The organism is Streptomyces sp. NBC_00986 (assembly GCF_045162565.1).
Taxonomy (GTDB): Bacteria; Actinomycetota; Actinomycetes; order Streptomycetales; family Streptomycetaceae; genus Streptomyces.
Window position 1 is genome coordinate 9,672,979 of sequence record NZ_CP108733.1, and the last position, 17,733, is coordinate 9,690,711.

A 17,733-nucleotide genomic window follows, 5' to 3' on the forward strand; every position below is an offset into this window, starting at 1 on the left:
GAGGTGGGACGAGGTGTGGGGGTGGGGTGAACTGGCCCTGTTTCACCCCGCGTTGGCCGACGCGCCCGCCGCCACGATGGCCTGGAGGATCACCGACTGGATCTGGGCCGGGTTGCTCACCTCGTGGCCCGAGCCGCCGGTCGCCTCGGCGATCTGCCGGGCCTCCTCCTTGTCGGCCTCAGGACCCACCCCGATCATGATGAGCGGCACCGGCCGTTCAGGGCTGGCGAGTTGCCGCAACTGCTTGATGAGCGTGGAGCGGGAGATGCTGCCCGGGTCCTGGTTGACCCCGTCGGTCAGGATGACCAGCGCGTTGAACTTCCCCTTCGCGTAAGAGGACGTGGCCGCCTTGTACGCGGCGAGCGTGGTGTCGTAGAGCCCGGTCGCCCCGTTCGGCACCGGCTTCAGCGAGCCGAACGCCGCTGACAGGGCGTCCCGTTGGGTGCCGTCGCCCTTGTGGTCGCCGAGCCGCTCGGTCGGGACGAGGACGCGGTAGTCCTTGTCGCCGTCGAGCTTCGTCGAGAACTCCCACAGCCCGATCTCGTCCTCCGGCGTGAACGTGGCAAGCGCCTGCAACAGCGAGGCCTTCGTGACGTCCATCCGCGACTGCCCGGTCCCCGGCACCGTCTCCGCCATCGAGCCGGACGCGTCGACGACCGTGGTGATCCGCGCGCTCTGCACCGTGATCGTCCAGGTGCCCAGGGCCTCTTGGAGCGCCGTGTCGGAGGCGGGCTCGGGCGCGGCGACGGCGTACGGCTGCGGACTGCTGCCACCGGCCTTCGCGACCACGGCCTTCGGCGCTGCGTCGTCATCGGTGCGGAAGCCGTACTTCTCCATCAGCTTCTGCTGCGCGGACTGGCTCAGATAGGTCATGAACCGGATCGCGGCCCGGCTCTGGTCCGTGGTCAGCCGCTCCTGGTCGACCAGGTTGTACGGATAGTCGAGCCGCGGGGAGCCGTCCTTCGGGTAGAAGAGGTCCAGACTCCCGTCGCTGTCCGCCGACGCGTTGTACGCGAACGCCGACTGCTCGCTGAGGACCAGCGCCTGGTTGCGCTTCGGATTGCCCTGCTCGGTGCCGGACGAGTTGCGCGGCAAGGTATCGAGGACCTGGCCGTCGGTGTCCGAGGTCCGCTGCGACAGGGTCTTCATCATCGCCGCCGCCTGCGTGGCCCCGCCCTTGACCTTGGCTGCGGCCGTACTCAGCTGCGTGAGCGCCAGCAGCCCCGTCGCGCTGCGCGCCGGGTCGGCCGCGCCCAGCCGCAGCGAATCGTCCGTGAGGGTGGCACCGGCCAGGTCCAGCCAGCTGTACGTCTTCTTCGGCCACCCGAGCGACTTCGCGGCGGCCGGGACCATCGCCACCCCGACCGGCGTGGAGGCCACGTTGCCCGCGGGGGTGACCTCGGTGGCGTCGCTGTCGGCGGCCGACGAGACCTCGTTCACCCACAGCTCCGAGTCGGGCACCCACACCTGTGCGTCCGGGTGCTTGCCCGCCTTGAGCGTGTCCGCGAACTTGTACGACTCCTGGGCGGTCACCGAGATGTTCAGACACTGTCCGTCGGACGTGATGCCCTCGTCGCGCGCCTGCCCGGCCGCCGCGCGCAGGGCGGGAGTCAGGTCGGGAGAGGCGGCGATTCTCAGCCGTACCGCGTCCTTCCGGCAGGAGGAACCGAAGGAGAGCAACCCGCTCTGCACCGCCACGGCGGTACCGCCGGCGACGGTCAGCACGAGCACCGTGGCGATGGCGACCGTACGGCGGCGCGCGCGAGGACGGGGGTCGCTGCCGCCCGCCCCGTACTGATCGGGCAAGCTGTGACGTCCCATGACGGTGGTGCCCCTCCCTGTTGAACCACGTGCCGGTATGCGGCCGTATGGCAGACATGGGGGAGGCTCGCCCCGTATCGCGTCCGTCCCCCCAACGGCCTGTCACGCACGATCTTCGTAAGTTCTTTCGAGACCCTAGCGGGGCGAAGATGGGCATGAGGCGGGATTTCCGAACTGAAGGCAGGTGTGCAGGTGGAGGCAGGGCAGGTGGCCGAAACTTTTCCGCTGGAGCGGCCCACACGGCGGATTCTCCGGTCCGAGGCACTGCTCGTTCTGGGGCTTTCGCTCGGTGCGAGCGGTGTGTCAGCCCTGATCAGTTTTGTCGGATCGGTCACGAAACCGGGAGGCCTCAAGGACCAGGCGGCCACCCTCAACGCCTCGGCCGCGCCGGGCCGTCCCTGGCTGGATCTCGCCTGGCAGCTGTTCGGCATCGCCTCGGCGCTCGTGCCCGTCGCCCTCGTCGCGCACTTCCTCCTGAGAGAGGGCGAGAGCCTGCGCACGATCGGCTTCGACCGCACCCGGCCCTGGCCCGACCTGGGGCGCGGGGCTGCGATCGCGGCGGTCATCGGCAGCACCGGCATCGCTTTCTACCTGTCCGCCCGCGGCCTCGGCTTCAACCTCACGGTGGTACCGGAGGCGCTGCCCGACGTCTGGTGGAAGTACCCGGTCCTGATCCTCTCCGCGATGCAGAACGCGATCCTCGAAGAAGTGATCGTGGTGGGCTATCTCCTGCGCCGCCTCGGCCAGTTGGGCTGGACACCGGGCACCGCGCTGGTGGCCAGTTCCGTACTGCGCGGTAGCTACCACCTCTACCAGGGCATCGGCGGCTTCGTCGGCAACATGGTGATGGGCGTGGTGTTCGTCTACCTGTACCGGCGCTGGGGTCGCGTGGGTCCCCTGGTGGTGGCGCATTCCCTGCTCGACATCGGGGCGTTCGTCGGCTACGCGCTGCTGGCGGGGAAGGTGGGCTGGCTACCGACGGCGTAGGTCGGGTAAGTAGCTTGCGTGGCAGGTCTGTTGAGGATCAGGCGAGCAGCTCGCCGTCGATGACCGTGACCGCGCGTCCGGTCAACAGGGTCCGGCCGCCCCGGAGTTCGGTACGGACGCGTCCGGAGCGGGGCGAGGCCTGCAGCCCGGTGAGGACCGTGCCCCCGAGCCGCTCGGCCCAGTAGGGAGCCAGCGCCGTGTGCGCGCTGCCGGTGACCGGGTCCTCGTCGATCCCGATGTTCGGGAAGAAGCAGCGGGACACGAAGTCGTAGCCCCGGCTGGGGTCTTCGGCCCGCGCGGTCGCGATGATGCCGCGCTCGGAGGCGGCGGCGAGCGCCTTGAGGTCTGGGGCGAGTCCTACGACGGTCTTCTCGTCGGCGAGTTCGACGACGAGGTCGCCGATGTTCGGGCCGGCGTCGAACGCGGTCAGCGGCTCGGCGCCCAGGGCCTCGGCGACACCGTCCGGGATCTCGACGGGGGTGAGCGGTGCGGTCGGGAAGTCGAGCGTGATCGACCCGTCCTCGGCCGGCGTGGCGACGAGCACCCCGCTCCGCGTGGCGAACCGCACGGTCCCTTCGTGGGCGCCGGTGCTGTGCAGTACGTGGGCCGTGGCGAGGGTCGCGTGCCCGCACATCGCCACCTCGGTCGCCGGCGTGAACCACCGCAACGCCCAGTCCGCGCCCCCGCCTTCGGGCAGCCGGTGCGCGAACGCCGTCTCCGCGTGATTCACCTCCGACGCGATCTTCTGGAGCCGGTCGTCCGTCGGGAAGGCGTCGAGGAGCAGCACCCCGGCCGGGTTGCCGGCGAAGGGACGGTCGGTGAAGGCGTCGACGATTCGAATCCGCATGGCCTGACGCTAGGCGCCGCGTGGAGCCGCGGGCCAAGGCCAATTCGCGGGGACTGGACCGATTCGGGGGCGGCTATGGGGCTGCGGGGTGTTCCGGTTTCCGGGCCATGAAGGCGGCGTGCGTCCGTTTCGCCCCCTCGGCCGGCTCCAGGACCAGGCGCGCGGTGAGGGTGAGTCCGGCCTGTGTCAGCAGCCCGGCGATCCGGTCCGGCGGGAGCAGGTGGGACTCGTAGGACACGGGATGGCCGCCGTACGCCTGTGTCGGGCGCAGGAGTTGGTCCTCGCCTACGTGTCCGGCCAGCATCAGGTGGCCGCCGGGGGCCAGCGTGCGGTGGAACTCGCCGAAGACGACGGGGAGTTGGTCGGGCGGCGTGTGGTGGGTGGAGTAGTGGGCGAGGATGCCGCCGAGCTCGCCGTCCCCGATCGGCGGCGCGGTCATCGAGCCCACGGTGAAGGTCAGGTCCGGGTGGGCGCGGCGGGCCAGTTCGATCATCCTCGGGGAGAGGTCGATGCCGAAGACAGGCACCCCCAGGCCCGCCATATGGGCCGTGATCGTGCCGGGCCCGCACCCCAGATCCGCCACCGGCCCGAGGTCGGCCGCCCGCACGGTCTCGGCGAACGCGGCCAGCATCGCGCGGGACAGCGGGGCCAACTCGCCCGGTTCCTTGACGAGTTGGACGTAGGCGGCGGCGACGGTGTCGTACGACTCCCGGATCGCGGCGAGGTAGGGAGGCGGCTGCTCGGTCACGCCGGTGACTCTAGGGGGCCGTCGTCGGAAGGGGTCGGACGGGGCCGTCGGACCGGGCTCTGGAACCGGGCTGTCGGAAGGGGGTTGTCGGAAGGGGTTGCCATCCGAACAGTCCCGATATATCGTTGACGCATCGCGACAGATCAACGATGGAATGGAGTGATTGCGATGCGTACCCACGGATACGAGCGTGGACATGGACAGGACGGCCCTTCCCGGCGCGGCCGGGGTGGCCCTGACGGGCGGCGTGGGGCTTTCGGTCCCTTCGGGCCCGGTGGACCTGGTGGTCCCGGAGGTCCCGGCTTCGGACCGGGCTTCGGTCCTGGCCCCTGGGGCGGACGAGGGCGCGGCGGCCCGAGGGGCGGCAGGGCGCGGCGCGGCGACGTACGCGCGTCGATCCTGGCCCTCCTCAAGGACCGGCCGATGCACGGCTACGAGATGATTCAGGAGATCGCCGAGCGCAGCGGCGGCGCGTGGAAGCCGAGCCCCGGCTCGGTCTACCCCACCCTGCAGCTGCTGGAGGACGAGGGCCTGATCGCCAGTGAGTCGGAGGGCGGCAAGAAGCTCTTCGCCCTCACCGAGGCCGGCCGTACCGCGGCCGAGGAGGGTCCTGACGCCCCCTGGGAAGAGGCTTCCCGCGGGGTCGACTGGGAGGCCCTCAGTGAGATCCGCCAGGCCGGCTTCGGTCTGATGGAGGCCTTCGGCCAGGTCTGGAAGACCGGCAGCAAGGAGCAGCGCGAGAAGGCGCTGACCGTCATCAACGACGCCCGCAAGAAGCTGTACCTGATTCTGGCCGACGAGGACTGATGTCCTCGGGGTCGGAAGAGGTGGCAGGCCAAGGCGCCTCACGGAACTTCCGTGGGGCGCCTTCCCTGTGCGCGTTCCCGTTCCTGCGGTGCCCCGGCGCGTTCCTCAGGCCACCAGCCCGGCCAGTTTGCGCAGCGACTCGTTCAGGGCAGCCGTACCCGAGTCCTTCAGTTTGCCCGCCATCAACGACACCGCCGCCCCCGTGAACTCACCGTCGATCCGGACCGTCGTGGCGTCGCCGTCGGGCGTGAGCGTGTAGCGCGTGGCGACGTTCACGGCCATCGGGCCCTTGCCGCGGATGGCGAACACCCGGGCCGGTTCCACCTCCTCGATGGTCCACTCCACCTCGGCCGGGAAGCCCATCAGCTTCATGTTCTCCTGGAAGGTCCCGCCCACCGCGAGCACGTCCGGGCCGCCCTTGGGGAAGTTGGTGTGGGTCGCGTTCCACTCGCCGTACGCGGTCCAGTCCGTGAGTTGAGCCCACACCTTCTCGGCCGGGGCCTCGATGCGTGCCTCCGCGTTGATTTCGGCCATGCGACCACCTCTTCGTATCGGGCTACCGTGTCGCGGAACGTAGCCGCAGGGCGCGCAACATTCAATACTGATGAACCGTCAGGAATTGTGTGCGTGGGCCGAGTTGTGCGGTTCAGCTCACCCGTCGTATGACGGCCGCGTCGAACAGGTCCCACGCGCGTGGGTGGGCGCTCTCGTCGTGGCAGTGCCACGCGTCCCAGAACAGGTCGGCGAGCAGTGCGTCCTCCGGGGCGTACACCCGGTACACGTACTGCCTGCCGTCGACCGCCGGCAGTGCCACCAGCCAGCACCTGCTCTCCACGTTCGCGAAAGACGTACGCCGGGTGCAGCGCGGTTGCGTACGGGGCGCGCGGCGGGCAGGCGCGCGCCTCTCGGGGTCAAGGGGCGTGATCTCATCCGTAAGGAGGAGATTCCGTCCGCCCGGGTCCACTCTGTGTGGGACGCCGAAATGCAACCCTCCGGGGATGCCCTCAATGCGGGGGACTGATGGGGTAAGAGTGTGCAACCCCAGATCCCCAGGCAGTCGGCCCGCGAGCAAGGAATCCACCGCGCGGACAACGATGCCAGGCTCAGTGCAGAGCTGGCAGCGGTGGTCGCCGGTGCGCGCCGCCGGGCCCTGCGGGACGGGGACCGCCAGATCGACACGGCCCACCTGCTGCACAGCCTCCTGGAGTCCGACCCCGACGCGCGCGCCGTCTTCGGCGACGGCCCGCAGATCGCCCGGCTCCTCGGCTACCTCGTCCAGCGCAGCATCGGTTACGGCCTCCGCTGGCAGGGCACGGTCGAGGACTCCGGCGCGATCCCCGTGATCCCCGCGGCGGAGGGCTGGTCGCCGCTGGCCGCCGGCGCCCTGGAGTACGCCTGCGAGCGCGCCGGACTCCGCGACGGCGACCTGGCCTGCGGCGTCGACCTCCTTGCCGCGATCGTCGCTGACCCGGAGTCCCGCGCGGTCGAGGTCCTGCATCGCGCGGGCATCGAGTCCCCCGAGGTGCTGATCTGGATCGAGGGCCGCTTGGGGGAGTACGTCGGGGGTGGCGGCGAGCCGGGCTGCTGAGGTCTCGGTCGTTGTGCGGAACCCGCGGTAAGGGCCCGGGCGGTCCACGACCTGAGACAGGTGTCAACGAGGGTGACGCTCCTGTCATCCCCTGTCATCATGTGCCCGTGCATACGTCTGAGAGCAGTGCGGCCGGAGGTGGCAGCGGCAAGGGTGTCGGGCTGGGCCTGGCGCTCGGGTCCGCGTTGGCCTTCGGGGGATCCGGGGTCGCGGCGAAGCCGTTGATCGAGGCGGGGCTCGACCCGCTGCACGTGGTGTGGCTGCGGGTGGCCGGCGCGGCCCTCGTGATGCTGCCTCTCGCGGTACGGCACCGCGCGCTCGTACGGACTCGCCCCGCGCTGCTCCTCGGGTTCGGGCTGCTCGCGGTGGCCGGTGTCCAGGCCTGCTACTTTGCCGCGATCTCCCGCATACCCGTAGGGGTCGCCCTGCTCGTGGAGTACCTCGCCCCCGCCCTGGTGCTCGGCTGGGTGCGGTTCGTGCAGCGGCGGCCGGTGACCCGTGCCGCCGCGCTCGGTGTCGTCCTCGCGGCCGGCGGGCTCGCCTGCGTCGTCGAGGTCTGGGCGGGCCTGAGCTTCGACGCCGTAGGACTGCTGCTCGCGCTCGCCGCCGCCTGCTGCCAGGTCGGCTACTTCGTCCTGTCCGACCAGGGCGGCGACGCCGGCGACGAGGCCCCCGACCCGCTCGGCGTCATCGCCCATGGCCTGCTCGTCGGCACCCTCGTCCTGACCGCCGTGGCCCGCCCCTGGACCATGGACTGGTCGATCCTCGCGGGCGACGCCCACATGAACGGCCGCCCGGTCCCGGCCGCCCTCCTGCTCGCCTGGATCGTCCTGATCGCCACGGTCCTGGCGTACGTCACCGGAGTCGTCTCCGTCCGTCGGCTCTCCCCGCAGGTCGCGGGCGTCGTGGCCTGCCTCGAAGCGGTCATCGCGACCGTCCTGGCCTGGATCCTGCTCGGCGAACACCTCTCCGCACCGCAGATCGTCGGGGGAGCGGTGGTCCTGCTGGGCGCCTTCATCGCCCAGTCCTCCGCACCCACGAAGAGCTCCGCCGAACCGGTGGCCGCCGGCGGCCCGAAACGCGAGCCGGCCACCCGGGAGACGACGGCCTGAGCGCGTCGTACGACAGGTCGTCCCACCGCCCGCCACATCAGCGCCTGCGACCTGCCGTCCCGGCGCCCGCCGCGATCGGCCTACCGCCACCGCCCGCACGCTTGCCGACTGCCGTCCCGGCTCCCAGGGCCTGCTGTCCCGTACTCCGCCTGCCTTCCGGGCGCTCCCCACGATCGGCCCGCCGCCTAACGCCCGCGAGCCTGCCGCCACCCGCGACCGGCCGTCGCCTGTCCGCTCGCGGTCCACGGCCTGCCGTCCCGCCGGTTGCTCGCCGTCAGGGCACCGCGATGGTCCTGCCCGCCGTCCCGGCGTTCGCCGCAATCGGTCGGCAGCCAACTGCCTGCCGCCTGCGGGCCTACCGCCCGCTGCGGCCGGCCGTCGCCTGTCGGCTCGCCGCCCACGGCCTGCCGTCCAGGCACCGCGATGGGTCCGTCGCCCGCCCGCCGTTCCGGCGTTCGCCGTGATCGGTCGGCAGCCAACTGCCTGCCGCCTGCGGGCCTACCGCCCGCTGCGGCCGGCCGTCGCGAGCCGGCTCGCCGCCTACCGTCCCGGCTCTCACGGCTTGCCGTCCCCCCACCCGCTCGCCGTCCCCGCCCCCCCCGCAGGCTGGGGTGATTTCTAACCGGTCAACTGGGTGAACAGTGGTTAGATTTACCCCCAGCTTCCAGCGCCCCCCCCAGACCGCCCACCGGCCCGCCGGCCCACCGGCCCGCCGTCCCTCTCCGTCAGCTCGGTCGCCGACGTGCATGCCTCAGTTCGCGGTCGACGGCCCAGGCGTCGGCGACCGGGCCGATGTGGCCGAGCTTGTCGGGGTTGATCACCGCTCGGATGGTCTGGATCCGGCCGTCGAGGACGTCGAGGGCCAGGGTGTGGAGGACCTTCCCGTCGCGGTCGCGGAAGAGCGCACCGGGCTGGCCGTTGACCTCGTGCGGTTCGTACGACACGTCGATGCGGATCAGCCAGGGGAAGACCGTGCCCAGCACCCGGGCCACGTTCTCCGCCCCGGCGACGGCCTTGGCCAGTTGCGGGGCCTTCCCGCCGCCGTCACCGACGAACTGCACGTCGGCGGCGAGCAGTTCACGCAGTCCGCCCACGTCGCCGTCCTTCAGCGCGTCGAAGAACCGGGTCGCCAGCTCCTCCCGCTCCTGCCGGTCCGCGGCGAACCGGGGCCGCCTGTCCGCCATGTGCCGCCGCGCCCGTACCAGCAACTGCCGGCACGCCGACTCCGAACGCCCCACGGTCGTGGCGATCTCGTCGAAGCCGAAGGCGAACACCTCCCGCAGCACGAACACCGCCCGCTCCAGCGGGCTGAGCTGCTCCAGCAGCAGAAGGGCCGCCATCGACACCGAGTCGGCCAGCTCCACCGACCGCGCCGGATCCTGGTACGGGTCGCTCAGCAGCGGCTCGGGGAACCAGGGACCGACGTACTCCTCCCGCCGTACCCGAGCGGAGCGCAGCACATCGATCGCGATCCGCGTCACCGTGGCCGACAGGAAGGCCTTGGTCGACGTGGGCCGGGTGGCCGTGCCGTCGAACCGCAGCCAGGTCTCCTGCACCGCGTCCTCGGCCTCGCCCACACTGCCCAGAATCCGATAGGCGATCGAGAACAGCAGCGGCCGCAGCTCCTCGAACTCCTCGACCTTGCTCACGCCGAATCCCCTTCCCCTGCCCGTAGTTGTCCCGCTCAGCCGAACAGCCCGGGCTCGTAGTCGCCCGCGCACGGCTGGCGGGTGATGATGTTCAGCCGGTTCACCGAGTTCATGAAGGAGACCAGGATGACCAGCGTGGTGAGCTGCTCGTCGTCGTAGTGCTTGGCGGCGTGCGCCCACACCTCGTCGCTCACCCCGCCGGCCGCGTCCGCGACCCGGGTCCCCTCCTCGGCCAGCTCCAGCGCGGCCCGCTCCGCCTCGGTGAAGACCGTGGCCTCCCGCCAGGCCGCGACGAGGTTCAGCCGCACCGAGGTCTCGCCCGCCGCGCCGGCCTCCTTGGTGTGCATGTCGATGCAGATGGCGCAGCCGTTGATCTGGCTCACGCGCAACGCCACCAGCTCCTGCGTCAGCGCCGGCAGCGCCGACCCCTTGAGCGTCCTGCCCACCGCCATGAACTGCTTGGCGGCCTTGCCGGCGATCGGGCTGGAGAGGTAGTTCAGTCGTGCGTCCATGGTGTGCCCTCCCGGGCTGTGGTCGTCAGTGGCTACACCCCCGAGACGAGACAGCCCGGCCCCCTGTGACATCGGCGAAAGTGACCTGCGTCTCTCACCCGCCGACCCCTAGGCTGGCCGTCATGCACGCGAACGCACTCGTTCTTCCGCCGCCGGCCACCTGAGGCGGGCCCCCGGATTTCACGCCCGGCACCGCCCGGGCCGAAGAGTGCTGCCCGCAGACGAAGTCCATGAACCCCGCCCACAGGGGTTCCTCCTCGTCGCACTTCTGCACCTCTGCGGAGACCTCTCGTGCCGAACGCCGCTCTCGGCCTGCCCATCGGGCGAGGCCTGCTCTACCTGACCGTCGCCGGAGTCGCCTGGGGCACCGCGGGCGCGGCCGCCTCCCTGGTCTACCGGACCAGCGACCTCGGCCCCCTCGCGCTGTCCTTCTGGCGCTGCGCGGCCGGTTTCGTCCTGCTGCTCGCCGTCCACCGCATGCGACGGCCGCGGGTCCGTCCCGCCGCCGTGTCCGAACCACTCCGCCGCAAGGTCCTGCGGACGGTGACGACAGGCCTCGGGCTGGCCGTGTTCCAGACGGCCTACTTCGCGGCCGTCGAGGCCACCGGCCTCGCCGTGGCGACCGTCGTCGCCCTCGGCGCAGGGCCCGTGTTCGTCGCGCTCGGCGCCCGGCTGACCCTGGGTGAGCGGCTCGGCGCCGGCGGTACGGTCGCCGTGGGCGGGGCGCTCACCGGGCTCGCCGTGCTGTCCCTGGGACCAGCCGCGACCGTACGACCGTCGGGCGTGCTGCTCGCGCTCGTCTCGGCGGCCGGCGGCTCGGCCATGACCCTGCTGACCCGACGCTGGGGGCGCGACGGCGCGACCGACGCGTCCGCCACGGCAGTCGGGACGTTCGCGGTCACCAGCCTGTGCCTGCTGCCGTTCGCCCTGGCCGAGGGACTGGTACCGCACACCGCCCAGCCGGTCCGGGTGCTGTGGCTCCTCGGGTACATCGCGACGGTCCCGACCGCCCTCGCCTACGCGCTCTACTTCGCCGCCGCGGCCGTCGTACGGTCCGCCACGGTCTCCGTGATCATGCTCCTCGAACCGGTGAGCGCGGCCGTCCTCGCCGTCGTCCTGCTCGGCGAACCACTGACCCCCACGACCCTGGCCGGCACCCTGCTGATGCTCACCTCGGTCGCGGGCCTCGCGGTGACAGAAGCGCGCGGGGCGACCACCGACGAACAAGCCCTGGTGTGACGGGAGTTCGGTTCCTCAGCCCTCGCGCCGCCGCCGTAGCAGATGCTCCCGGGCCACCGCGTCCCGAGGACCGTCCCGCTCCACGAGCCCCGCCGCGATACGGTCCTGGACCTCGGTCGCGCGATGGTTCGCGTACTTGAACTTCGCCCGTACGCCGGTCACTTCGAGCCGCACCACCCGGATACCGGACAACATCCGTCCGTACGGCGCCTCGCCCGCGGCGACCGTCGAGGAGCCGCCCTCGGGCTGGAAGTGGCCGACCTGACGGTTGAGCAGGGTCGCCGTCTCGGCGGGGTCGTCCACCAGGTGGGCGGTGCACCGGAGTTGGACCGCCGCGTAGAAGCTGGTCGGCACGCCGTGCTCGGGCGGGCCGTCCGGCTCCGCCTGCCAGGGGCCGGGGACGTAGACGTAGTCGTCCACGACGCTCAGGACCACCTGGGGGTTCGTCTTCAGCGCGCGCAACAGCGGGTTGGGGCGGGCGAGATGGGTGATCGCCTCACCGCGCCCGGGGTCGTAGGCGAAGTGGAGGGGCTGGACGAACGGGGGTTCGCCGGAGGGCCCGTTGACGGCCAGCTGGCCGAAGTCGTGGGCGGCTAGCCAGTGTTGCCACTCGGCGTCGTCGCGCGGCGCGTCCCAGGGGTGGATGAGCATTACAACGCGGCCAGGTAGGAGGGGAGTTCGGTGCCGGGGGCCAGGTCGTCGTTCGGGAGCGGGGCTCCGTAGGCGGGGGAGAGTGGGACCACGCCCGCCCAGTGGGGGAGGTCCAGGTCCTCGGGGTCGTCGTTCGCGCCGCCCGTGCGGAGCTTGGCGGAGACCTCGTCGAGGTCGAGGCGGATCACCATGGTGGCGGCGATTTCCTTCTTGTTGGCGGGCCGCGAGTCCGCCGACCGGCCCGGCACGACGTGGTCGACCAGCGCGTCCAGCGCCGTCCGCTTCTCCTCGGGGTCCGTCACCTGGTGGGCGATGCCGTGCACCACCACGGAGCGGTAGTTGATCGAGTGGTGGAACGCGGAACGGGCCAGCACCAGGCCGTCGACGTGCGTGACCGTCAGGCAGACCGGGAGCCCCGGGTCGGCCTGCCCCGTCATCCGCAGCGGGCGCGCGCCCGTCGACCCGTGCACGTACAGCCGCTCGCCGACCCGCCCGTACAGCGTCGGCAGCACGACCGGCCTGCCGTCCCGCACGAAGCCGAGGTGGCAGACGTAGGCCTGGTCGAGTATCGCGTGCACCAACTCCTTGTCGTACGAAGCCCGTTCCGCGGAGCGGGTGGGGATCGTCCGGTCGGTCGGCGTGTAGGCGGCGGGCGGTGATGTCGGCTGGGAGGTGGTCCCCTGCATGGTGCTCTCCATTGGCGTGTGTGCTGTCGGGGGGGGTGTGGTGCCCGGTTGTCATTTACATTGCACTAGTGCATAATGCGCTTTGTGCTAGGAGGATATCGGATCGAAGGGCGACGCGCAGCAGACATTGCGGCGGACGTCGAGCGCGCGGTGGGTTCGGGAGAGCTGGAGCCCGGGCAACGGCTGCCGCCCATGCGGGAGTTGGCGGTCGAGCTGGGGGTGAACCCGAACACGGTCGCGGCCGCGTACCGGACGCTGCGGGAGCGCGGGGTCATCGAGACCGCCGGGCGCCGGGGCAGCCGGGTGCGGCCCAAACCGGCCACGACCGGGCGCGAGCACATCCGGGTGGACGTGCCGGCGGGGGTGCGTGACGTGTCCCACGGCAACCCGGATCCGGCGCAACTCCCGTCCCTGGTGCGGGCGTTCACCTACGCCGCCGAACGCGCCGACCGGGAACCGGTCATGTACGGCGACGACCCGGTCGAACCGGAGCTGGCCCGCATCGCCCGCGCCGAGCTGGACGCGGACGGCGTGCCGGCCGGCCCCGTGGCCGTAGCCTCCGGCTCGCTGGACGCCATCGAACGCGTCCTGGCCGCCCATCTGAAACCCGGGGACACCGTCGCCGTGGAGGACCCGGGGTGGGGCAGCCTGCTCGACCTCGTACCGGCGCTGGGGCTGCGCGTGACCCCCGTCCGCGTCGACGACGAGGGGCCTCTCCCCGACGACGTGCGTGTCGCGCTGGAGGCCGGCGCGCGGGCCCTGATCGTCACCGACCGGGCGCAGAACCCCACCGGAGCCGTGGTGAGCGCCACGCGTGCGCGTGCGTTGCGTTCCGTGCTCCGCCGCCACCCGGAGACCCTGCTGATCGAGGACGACCACGGCCACGGAATCGTCGACCAGCCCCTGCACCCCCTGGCCGGCACCACCCGCACCTGGGCCTTCGTCCGCTCGGTCGCCAAGGCCTACGGCCCGGATCTACGGCTCGCCGTACTCACCGGCGACGCCGTCACCCTCGACCGCGTCCGCGGTCGCCAACGCCTGGGCCCGGGCTGGGCCAGCCGCATCACCCAGCGGGCCGTGGCCCGGCTGTGGGCCGACGGCGCGGTCGACACACCGGCGGTGGCGGCCGCGTACGGCGCCCGCCGCGACGCGCTGATCGCCGCGCTCGCCGAACGCGGGGTCACGGCCCACGGCACCAGCGGCCTCAACGTGTGGATCCCGGTACCGGACGAGACCGGCGCGGTCTCCCGCCTCCTCCACGCCGGCTGGGCCGTGGCCCCGGGCGCCCGCTTCCGCCTGAGCGCACCCCCGGGTATCCGCGTCACCGTCTCTACGCTGACGGCCGACGAGGCGGGGTCGCTGGCGGAGGCGATCGCTTCTGCGAGTGGTCCGGCGCCGGCTCGGGGTTATGTCTGAGGGCGGTTGGCGGGTGCGTCGAGGGTGAGGTGGATACGGGTTGGCTGGGCCGTGGCCCCGGGGTGCCCGCTTCCGGGGGAGTGCGCCGCCGGATATCCGTATCACCGTCCCGACGCTGACGGCTGAGCGCGTCGGGGTGAGGTGTAAGCGCGTTGGCTGGCCACGGCCTTCCGGGGGAGCGTGCCGCCGGGCATTCGTGTCGCCGTCTCGACAGTGACGGCCGACGAGGCCGGACCGCTGGCGGAGGTGATCGCTTCCGCCGGCGGTCACGGTTACGTCTGATGCCGGTCCCAGGGTGCGTCGGAGGCGAGGCACATACGCCTCGGCCGGACTGTGGTCCCTGCCGCTCGCCTTCCCCTCCCGGAGCGCGCCGACAGGGGGGCCGACACCGATTCGCGGCTGCGTCTGACGCTTCGCGCGGGCGCTTACGGTCCCTCGCCCGCGCCGCGTCAGCTACCGCTTCCCCCTCGGCCGCACCTGCGTGAGCGCCGCCCCCGCCAGCACGATCACCGCACCGACCGGCGTCGACCAGGTCAGCGACTCGCCCAGGATCGCGACGCCCGCCGCCGTGGCGATGACCGGGATGAAGTACGTGACCATCTGGGCGGTGGTGGGGCCGACTTCGGCGACGAGGCCGTACTGGAGGAGGACGGCGAGACCCGTGCCCAGGGCGCCCAGCGCGGCGATCGCCAACAGGGGGAGGAGCGGGAAGTGGGTCGGCGCGGACGTGAACAGCGGGGTGATGACGGCCAGTTGGAGGGTGGCCAGCAGCAACTGGGTCCCCGTCAGGGAGAGATGCGAGGCGCCGGTGCCCGCCAGTGTGCGGCGGACGTAGATCCAGCCGATCGCGTAGCTGAGCGAGGCCAGCAGGGCCATCGCGGTGCCCCTCGCGTCCAGGCCGCTGAAGCCCTGCCAGGCGCCGAGGACCGTGAGGACGCCCAGGAAGCCGAGGCCGAGACCGGCGACGCGGACGCGGGTCGGGCGGTCCTCGGAGAGGGCGACCAGGGAGAGGGCCATGCCCCAGAGCGGCGAGGTCGCGTTGCAGATGCCCGCGAGCGTGGACGGGATCGTCAGCTCCGAGTAGGCGAAGAGGGAGAACGGCAGGGCGTTGAGCAGGAACGCGGCGACCGTCAGATGGGCCCAGGTGCGCGCACCGCGCGGCAGCCGCTCCCGCTTCACCGCCATCGCCGCCGCGAGCACCGCCGTCCCGAACAGCAGCCGACCGAACGTGACTTGGAAGGGCGCGTAGCCGTGGGTGCCCACCTTGATGAGCAGGAAACTGAAGCCCCAGATGAGGGAGAGCGCCCCGAAGCGCAGCCGCCAGTCGAGGGCGCGGCGGGGGAGGGGCGTGGTGGTGTCCCCGGGCTGCTTCAGGGCTGCGTCGGCGGTGGTCGTGGCGGTGCTGACTGTGCTCATGGATACCAAGATCCTGGCCCCGACCTCGTAGCACAAGCGAGATTTGGCGCCAGCTATCTCGTAGTATCTCTTACATGTTGAATCTGGAGCGCCTGCGCACCCTGGACGCCCTCGCCCGGCACGGCTCGGTCAGCGGCGCCGCGGAGGGGCTGCATGTGACGACCTCGGCGGTGTCGCAGCAGATGTCCAAGCTGGAGCGAGAGGTGGGCCAGCAGCTCCTCGCCAAGAACGGCCGGGGGGTACGGCTCACCGACGCCGGCCGACTGCTCGCGGAGCACGCGGGCCGCATCCTCTCCCAGGTGGAGCTGGCGCAGGCCGACCTGGAGGCCCAACGAGGGCAAGTCGTCGGCGAGTTGAGGATCTCCGCGTTCCCGACCGCTGCCCGCGGCCTTTTCCCCGCCGCGCTCGCCGGCCTGCGCGCCCGCCACCCCGCACTACGCGTCCGCTCCACGGAACAGGAGCCGGAGCGCGGCATCGCGGGCGTCGTGCGCGGCGACCTCGACCTCGCCGTCGTCCTCGACTGGTACAACAAGCCGATGCCCCTGCCCGACGGCCTGGTCAAGGCGCCGATCCTGGACGACCCCGCCGACGTGGCGATGCCGTCCGGTCACCCGCTGGCCGGGCGCGACGAGGTTGACCTCGGGGAGTTCGCCGACGACGAGTGGATCACCTGGGCCGAGGGCGAGTTCTGCCACGAGTGGCTGATGTTCACGCTCCGCTCCCGCGGCATCGAACCGATCATCGGCCACCGCGCCGCCGAGACCCACACCCAACTAGGCCTGGTCGCCGCCGGGTTGGGCGTCTGCGTCGTTCCCCTCCTGGGCCGCAACCCGATGCCCGCCGGAGTCGTCACCGTCCCCCTGAAACAACGGGTCCGCCGACACGTCTACGTCGTCTGGCGCGCCGACGCCGACCGCCGCCCGTCCATCCGCGCGGCGGTCGAGGCGCTGCAGGCCGCGGCGGAGACCGTCGGCTGAGCAACTGCCTTACCGCGCCGCCAACTTACGGAAGTCCCAAGAAGTGAGCGTGTCCGGCGTCAGCCGTACCCACGCGTGCCGCCCGTCGTAAGGCATCGCGTCCAGCCCGAAGTTCTTCTGCGCGAACAGCTTCTCCACGGGGACGAGTTCGGGATGCGGCTCGCCCGTGCGCGGGGCCTCGCCGACGAACTCGACGGCGCCGGAGAGTTCGACGCCGCGCAGCTCGTCGTAGGCGTGGCCGCCGTCGATGACCACCGCGACGCGCGGGTCGCGGCGGAGGTCGGCCCAGCGCTTGCTGCGGGTGATCGAGTACAGCCAGAGGGAGGTGCCGTCCCAGGCGAACCAGAGGGGGCTGACGTGGGGGGCGCCGTCCGCGGAGGTGGTCGCGACGCGGCAGGTGCGCTCGGTGGTGAGGAACTCGTCCAGTTCCTCGGGTGTCATCATGATCTTCCGGCCTCGACGCTGAGTGGCGGTCATGCGATCCCCTTCAACTACGGCACGAGCGGCGGGCAGCCGCTTCTGACGCTGCGTCAGGGATTGCGGCCGGAGGAGCGTCGGCCGTCTTCCCTCCGCACGCGATGCTCGTTACTGTCGCCCGCCCCGGCCGTCGACGACAAGGGAGAGCCATGCCGTCGCACGAACAACTCAGTGAGATCCTCGACACGGTGAGTACTGTCCTGCTGACCGTCGAATGTCAACAGGGGGTGGTCGGACCGGACAGTGCACTGCCCGAACTCGCCCTCGCCGCACGCCAGTCGGGCGCGCTCGCGAACGTGGCCCGACTGGTCGCCGCCGCGCACGAGAGCGGGGTGCAGGTGATCCACGCCGTTGCCGAGCGTCGGCCGGACGGGCGCGGGGCGAACCACAACGCCCGGCTGTTCCGCGCCGCCGAACGCCTGCCAGTCCAGCAGCTGTCGGGCACCACGGCGGTGCGCGTGGCGCCCCCGATCGAGGTCGCCGAGGAGGACTTCGTCGTACGCCGGCTGCACGGTCTGTCGCCGATCCAGGGCACCGACGTCGACGCACTGCTGCGCAATCTCGGCTGCCGCACACTGATCGTCACCGGCGTCTCCGCCAATGTGGCCATACCGAACGCGGTGTTCGACGCCGTCAACCGCGGCTACACCGTCGTCGTCCCCAGGGACGCCATCGCGGGGGTGCCCGCTGACTACACCCCCGCGATGATCCGCAACACCCTCGCATTGGTCGCTACGGTCGCGACCACGGACGAGGTGCTGGGCTGTCTCAAACGACCGCGCAGGGCACGTCGTGGCTGA

General features: G+C 71.7%; 19 protein-coding genes. 8 read left to right on the forward strand and 11 right to left on the reverse strand.

Annotated elements, in window-relative coordinates:
* Window positions 1-42 precede the first annotated feature (42 nt).
* The gene (locus tag OG504_RS43445; RefSeq protein WP_405994678.1) at window positions 43-1,821 is read right to left on the reverse strand and encodes a substrate-binding and VWA domain-containing protein; all 1,779 of its coding nucleotides are present in this window, start codon (window positions 1,819-1,821) and stop codon (window positions 43-45) included.
* Between the two features lie 186 nt (window positions 1,822-2,007).
* On the opposite strand from OG504_RS43445, the gene OG504_RS43450 reads away from it, so the two are divergent.
* The gene (locus tag OG504_RS43450; RefSeq protein ID WP_019059387.1) at window positions 2,008-2,808 is read left to right on the forward strand and encodes a CPBP family intramembrane glutamic endopeptidase; all 801 of its coding nucleotides are present in this window, start codon (window positions 2,008-2,010) and stop codon (window positions 2,806-2,808) included.
* A gap of 37 nt (window positions 2,809-2,845) precedes the next feature.
* Here the strand turns inward: OG504_RS43450 and OG504_RS43455 are convergent, their stop codons facing one another.
* Both OG504_RS43455 and OG504_RS43460 read right to left on the reverse strand, forming a co-directional pair.
* Window positions 2,846-3,655 carry a PhzF family phenazine biosynthesis protein gene (locus OG504_RS43455; protein WP_405994679.1) on the reverse strand — a complete coding sequence of 270 codons (810 nt, stop codon included), beginning with the start codon at window positions 3,653-3,655 and terminating at the stop codon, window positions 2,846-2,848.
* A gap of 73 nt (window positions 3,656-3,728) precedes the next feature.
* Window positions 3,729-4,403 (reverse strand): class I SAM-dependent methyltransferase, encoded by a 675-nt coding sequence (locus tag OG504_RS43460; protein ID WP_405994680.1) that lies wholly within the window; start codon window positions 4,401-4,403, stop codon window positions 3,729-3,731.
* 168 nt (window positions 4,404-4,571) lie between these two features.
* Between OG504_RS43460 and OG504_RS43465 the strand changes: the two genes are divergently transcribed.
* Window positions 4,572-5,210 carry a PadR family transcriptional regulator gene (locus tag OG504_RS43465; protein ID WP_078652573.1) on the forward strand — a complete coding sequence of 213 codons (639 nt, stop codon included), beginning with the start codon at window positions 4,572-4,574 and terminating at the stop codon, window positions 5,208-5,210.
* A 105-nt stretch (window positions 5,211-5,315) separates the two neighbouring features.
* Here OG504_RS43465 and OG504_RS43470 read toward each other — a convergent pair whose 3' ends face one another.
* Together OG504_RS43470 and OG504_RS43475 are read right to left on the reverse strand one after the other, a co-directional pair.
* Entirely contained in the window at window positions 5,316-5,744 is a 429-nt protein-coding gene (locus tag OG504_RS43470; RefSeq protein ID WP_405994681.1) for an SRPBCC family protein, read from the reverse strand.
* A gap of 112 nt (window positions 5,745-5,856) precedes the next feature.
* Window positions 5,857-6,024, reverse strand: a complete 168-nt coding sequence (locus OG504_RS43475; protein WP_106971117.1) for a hypothetical protein — start codon at window positions 6,022-6,024, stop codon at window positions 5,857-5,859.
* Window positions 6,025-6,243: 219 nt separating this feature from the next.
* Here OG504_RS43475 and OG504_RS43480 point away from each other — a divergent pair, with 219 nt between their 5' ends.
* Together OG504_RS43480 and OG504_RS43485 are read left to right on the forward strand one after the other, a co-directional pair.
* Window positions 6,244-6,798, forward strand: a complete 555-nt coding sequence (locus OG504_RS43480; RefSeq protein WP_405994682.1) for a Clp protease N-terminal domain-containing protein — start codon at window positions 6,244-6,246, stop codon at window positions 6,796-6,798.
* A 101-nt stretch (window positions 6,799-6,899) separates the two neighbouring features.
* Entirely contained in the window at window positions 6,900-7,910 is a 1,011-nt protein-coding gene (locus tag OG504_RS43485; RefSeq protein ID WP_405994683.1) for an EamA family transporter, read from the forward strand.
* 725 nt (window positions 7,911-8,635) lie between these two features.
* Here OG504_RS43485 and OG504_RS43490 read toward each other — a convergent pair.
* Both OG504_RS43490 and OG504_RS43495 read right to left on the reverse strand, forming a co-directional pair.
* Window positions 8,636-9,559, reverse strand: a complete 924-nt coding sequence (locus tag OG504_RS43490) for an RNA polymerase sigma-70 factor (protein ID WP_405994684.1) — start codon at window positions 9,557-9,559, stop codon at window positions 8,636-8,638.
* A 35-nt stretch (window positions 9,560-9,594) separates the two neighbouring features.
* Window positions 9,595-10,071, reverse strand: coding sequence for a carboxymuconolactone decarboxylase family protein (locus OG504_RS43495; RefSeq protein WP_365307442.1), 477 nt, complete (start codon window positions 10,069-10,071; stop codon window positions 9,595-9,597).
* 291 nt (window positions 10,072-10,362) lie between these two features.
* On the opposite strand from OG504_RS43495, the gene OG504_RS43500 reads away from it, so the two are divergent.
* Window positions 10,363-11,310: a DMT family transporter gene (locus OG504_RS43500; protein WP_405994685.1), complete on the forward strand. Its 948-nt coding sequence runs from the start codon at window positions 10,363-10,365 to the stop codon at window positions 11,308-11,310.
* A 15-nt stretch (window positions 11,311-11,325) separates the two neighbouring features.
* Here the strand turns inward: OG504_RS43500 and OG504_RS43505 are convergent, their stop codons facing one another.
* Window positions 11,326-11,961 carry an FMN-binding negative transcriptional regulator gene (locus tag OG504_RS43505; protein ID WP_405994686.1) on the reverse strand — a complete coding sequence of 212 codons (636 nt, stop codon included), beginning with the start codon at window positions 11,959-11,961 and terminating at the stop codon, window positions 11,326-11,328.
* The gene (locus tag OG504_RS43510) at window positions 11,961-12,647 is read right to left on the reverse strand and encodes a pyridoxamine 5'-phosphate oxidase family protein (protein WP_405994687.1); all 687 of its coding nucleotides are present in this window, start codon (window positions 12,645-12,647) and stop codon (window positions 11,961-11,963) included. The genes OG504_RS43505 and OG504_RS43510 overlap by 1 nt, the downstream gene beginning before the upstream one ends.
* An 84-nt stretch (window positions 12,648-12,731) precedes the next feature.
* Between OG504_RS43510 and OG504_RS43515 the strand changes: the two genes are divergently transcribed.
* Entirely contained in the window at window positions 12,732-14,063 is a 1,332-nt protein-coding gene (locus OG504_RS43515; RefSeq protein ID WP_405994688.1) for an aminotransferase class I/II-fold pyridoxal phosphate-dependent enzyme, read from the forward strand.
* Between the two features lie 453 nt (window positions 14,064-14,516).
* Here the strand turns inward: OG504_RS43515 and OG504_RS43520 are convergent, their stop codons facing one another.
* The gene (locus tag OG504_RS43520; RefSeq protein WP_405994689.1) at window positions 14,517-15,479 is read right to left on the reverse strand and encodes a DMT family transporter; all 963 of its coding nucleotides are present in this window, start codon (window positions 15,477-15,479) and stop codon (window positions 14,517-14,519) included.
* Between the two features lie 74 nt (window positions 15,480-15,553).
* Between OG504_RS43520 and OG504_RS43525 the strand changes: the two genes are divergently transcribed.
* Window positions 15,554-16,456, forward strand: coding sequence for a LysR family transcriptional regulator (locus OG504_RS43525; RefSeq protein ID WP_405994690.1), 903 nt, complete (start codon window positions 15,554-15,556; stop codon window positions 16,454-16,456).
* Window positions 16,457-16,465: 9 nt separating this feature from the next.
* Here OG504_RS43525 and OG504_RS43530 read toward each other — a convergent pair whose 3' ends face one another.
* Window positions 16,466-16,933 carry a pyridoxamine 5'-phosphate oxidase family protein gene (locus OG504_RS43530; RefSeq protein WP_405994691.1) on the reverse strand — a complete coding sequence of 156 codons (468 nt, stop codon included), beginning with the start codon at window positions 16,931-16,933 and terminating at the stop codon, window positions 16,466-16,468.
* 149 nt (window positions 16,934-17,082) lie between these two features.
* Between OG504_RS43530 and OG504_RS43535 the strand changes: the two genes are divergently transcribed.
* Window positions 17,083-17,733, forward strand: coding sequence for a cysteine hydrolase (locus OG504_RS43535; RefSeq protein WP_405994692.1), 651 nt, complete (start codon window positions 17,083-17,085; stop codon window positions 17,731-17,733).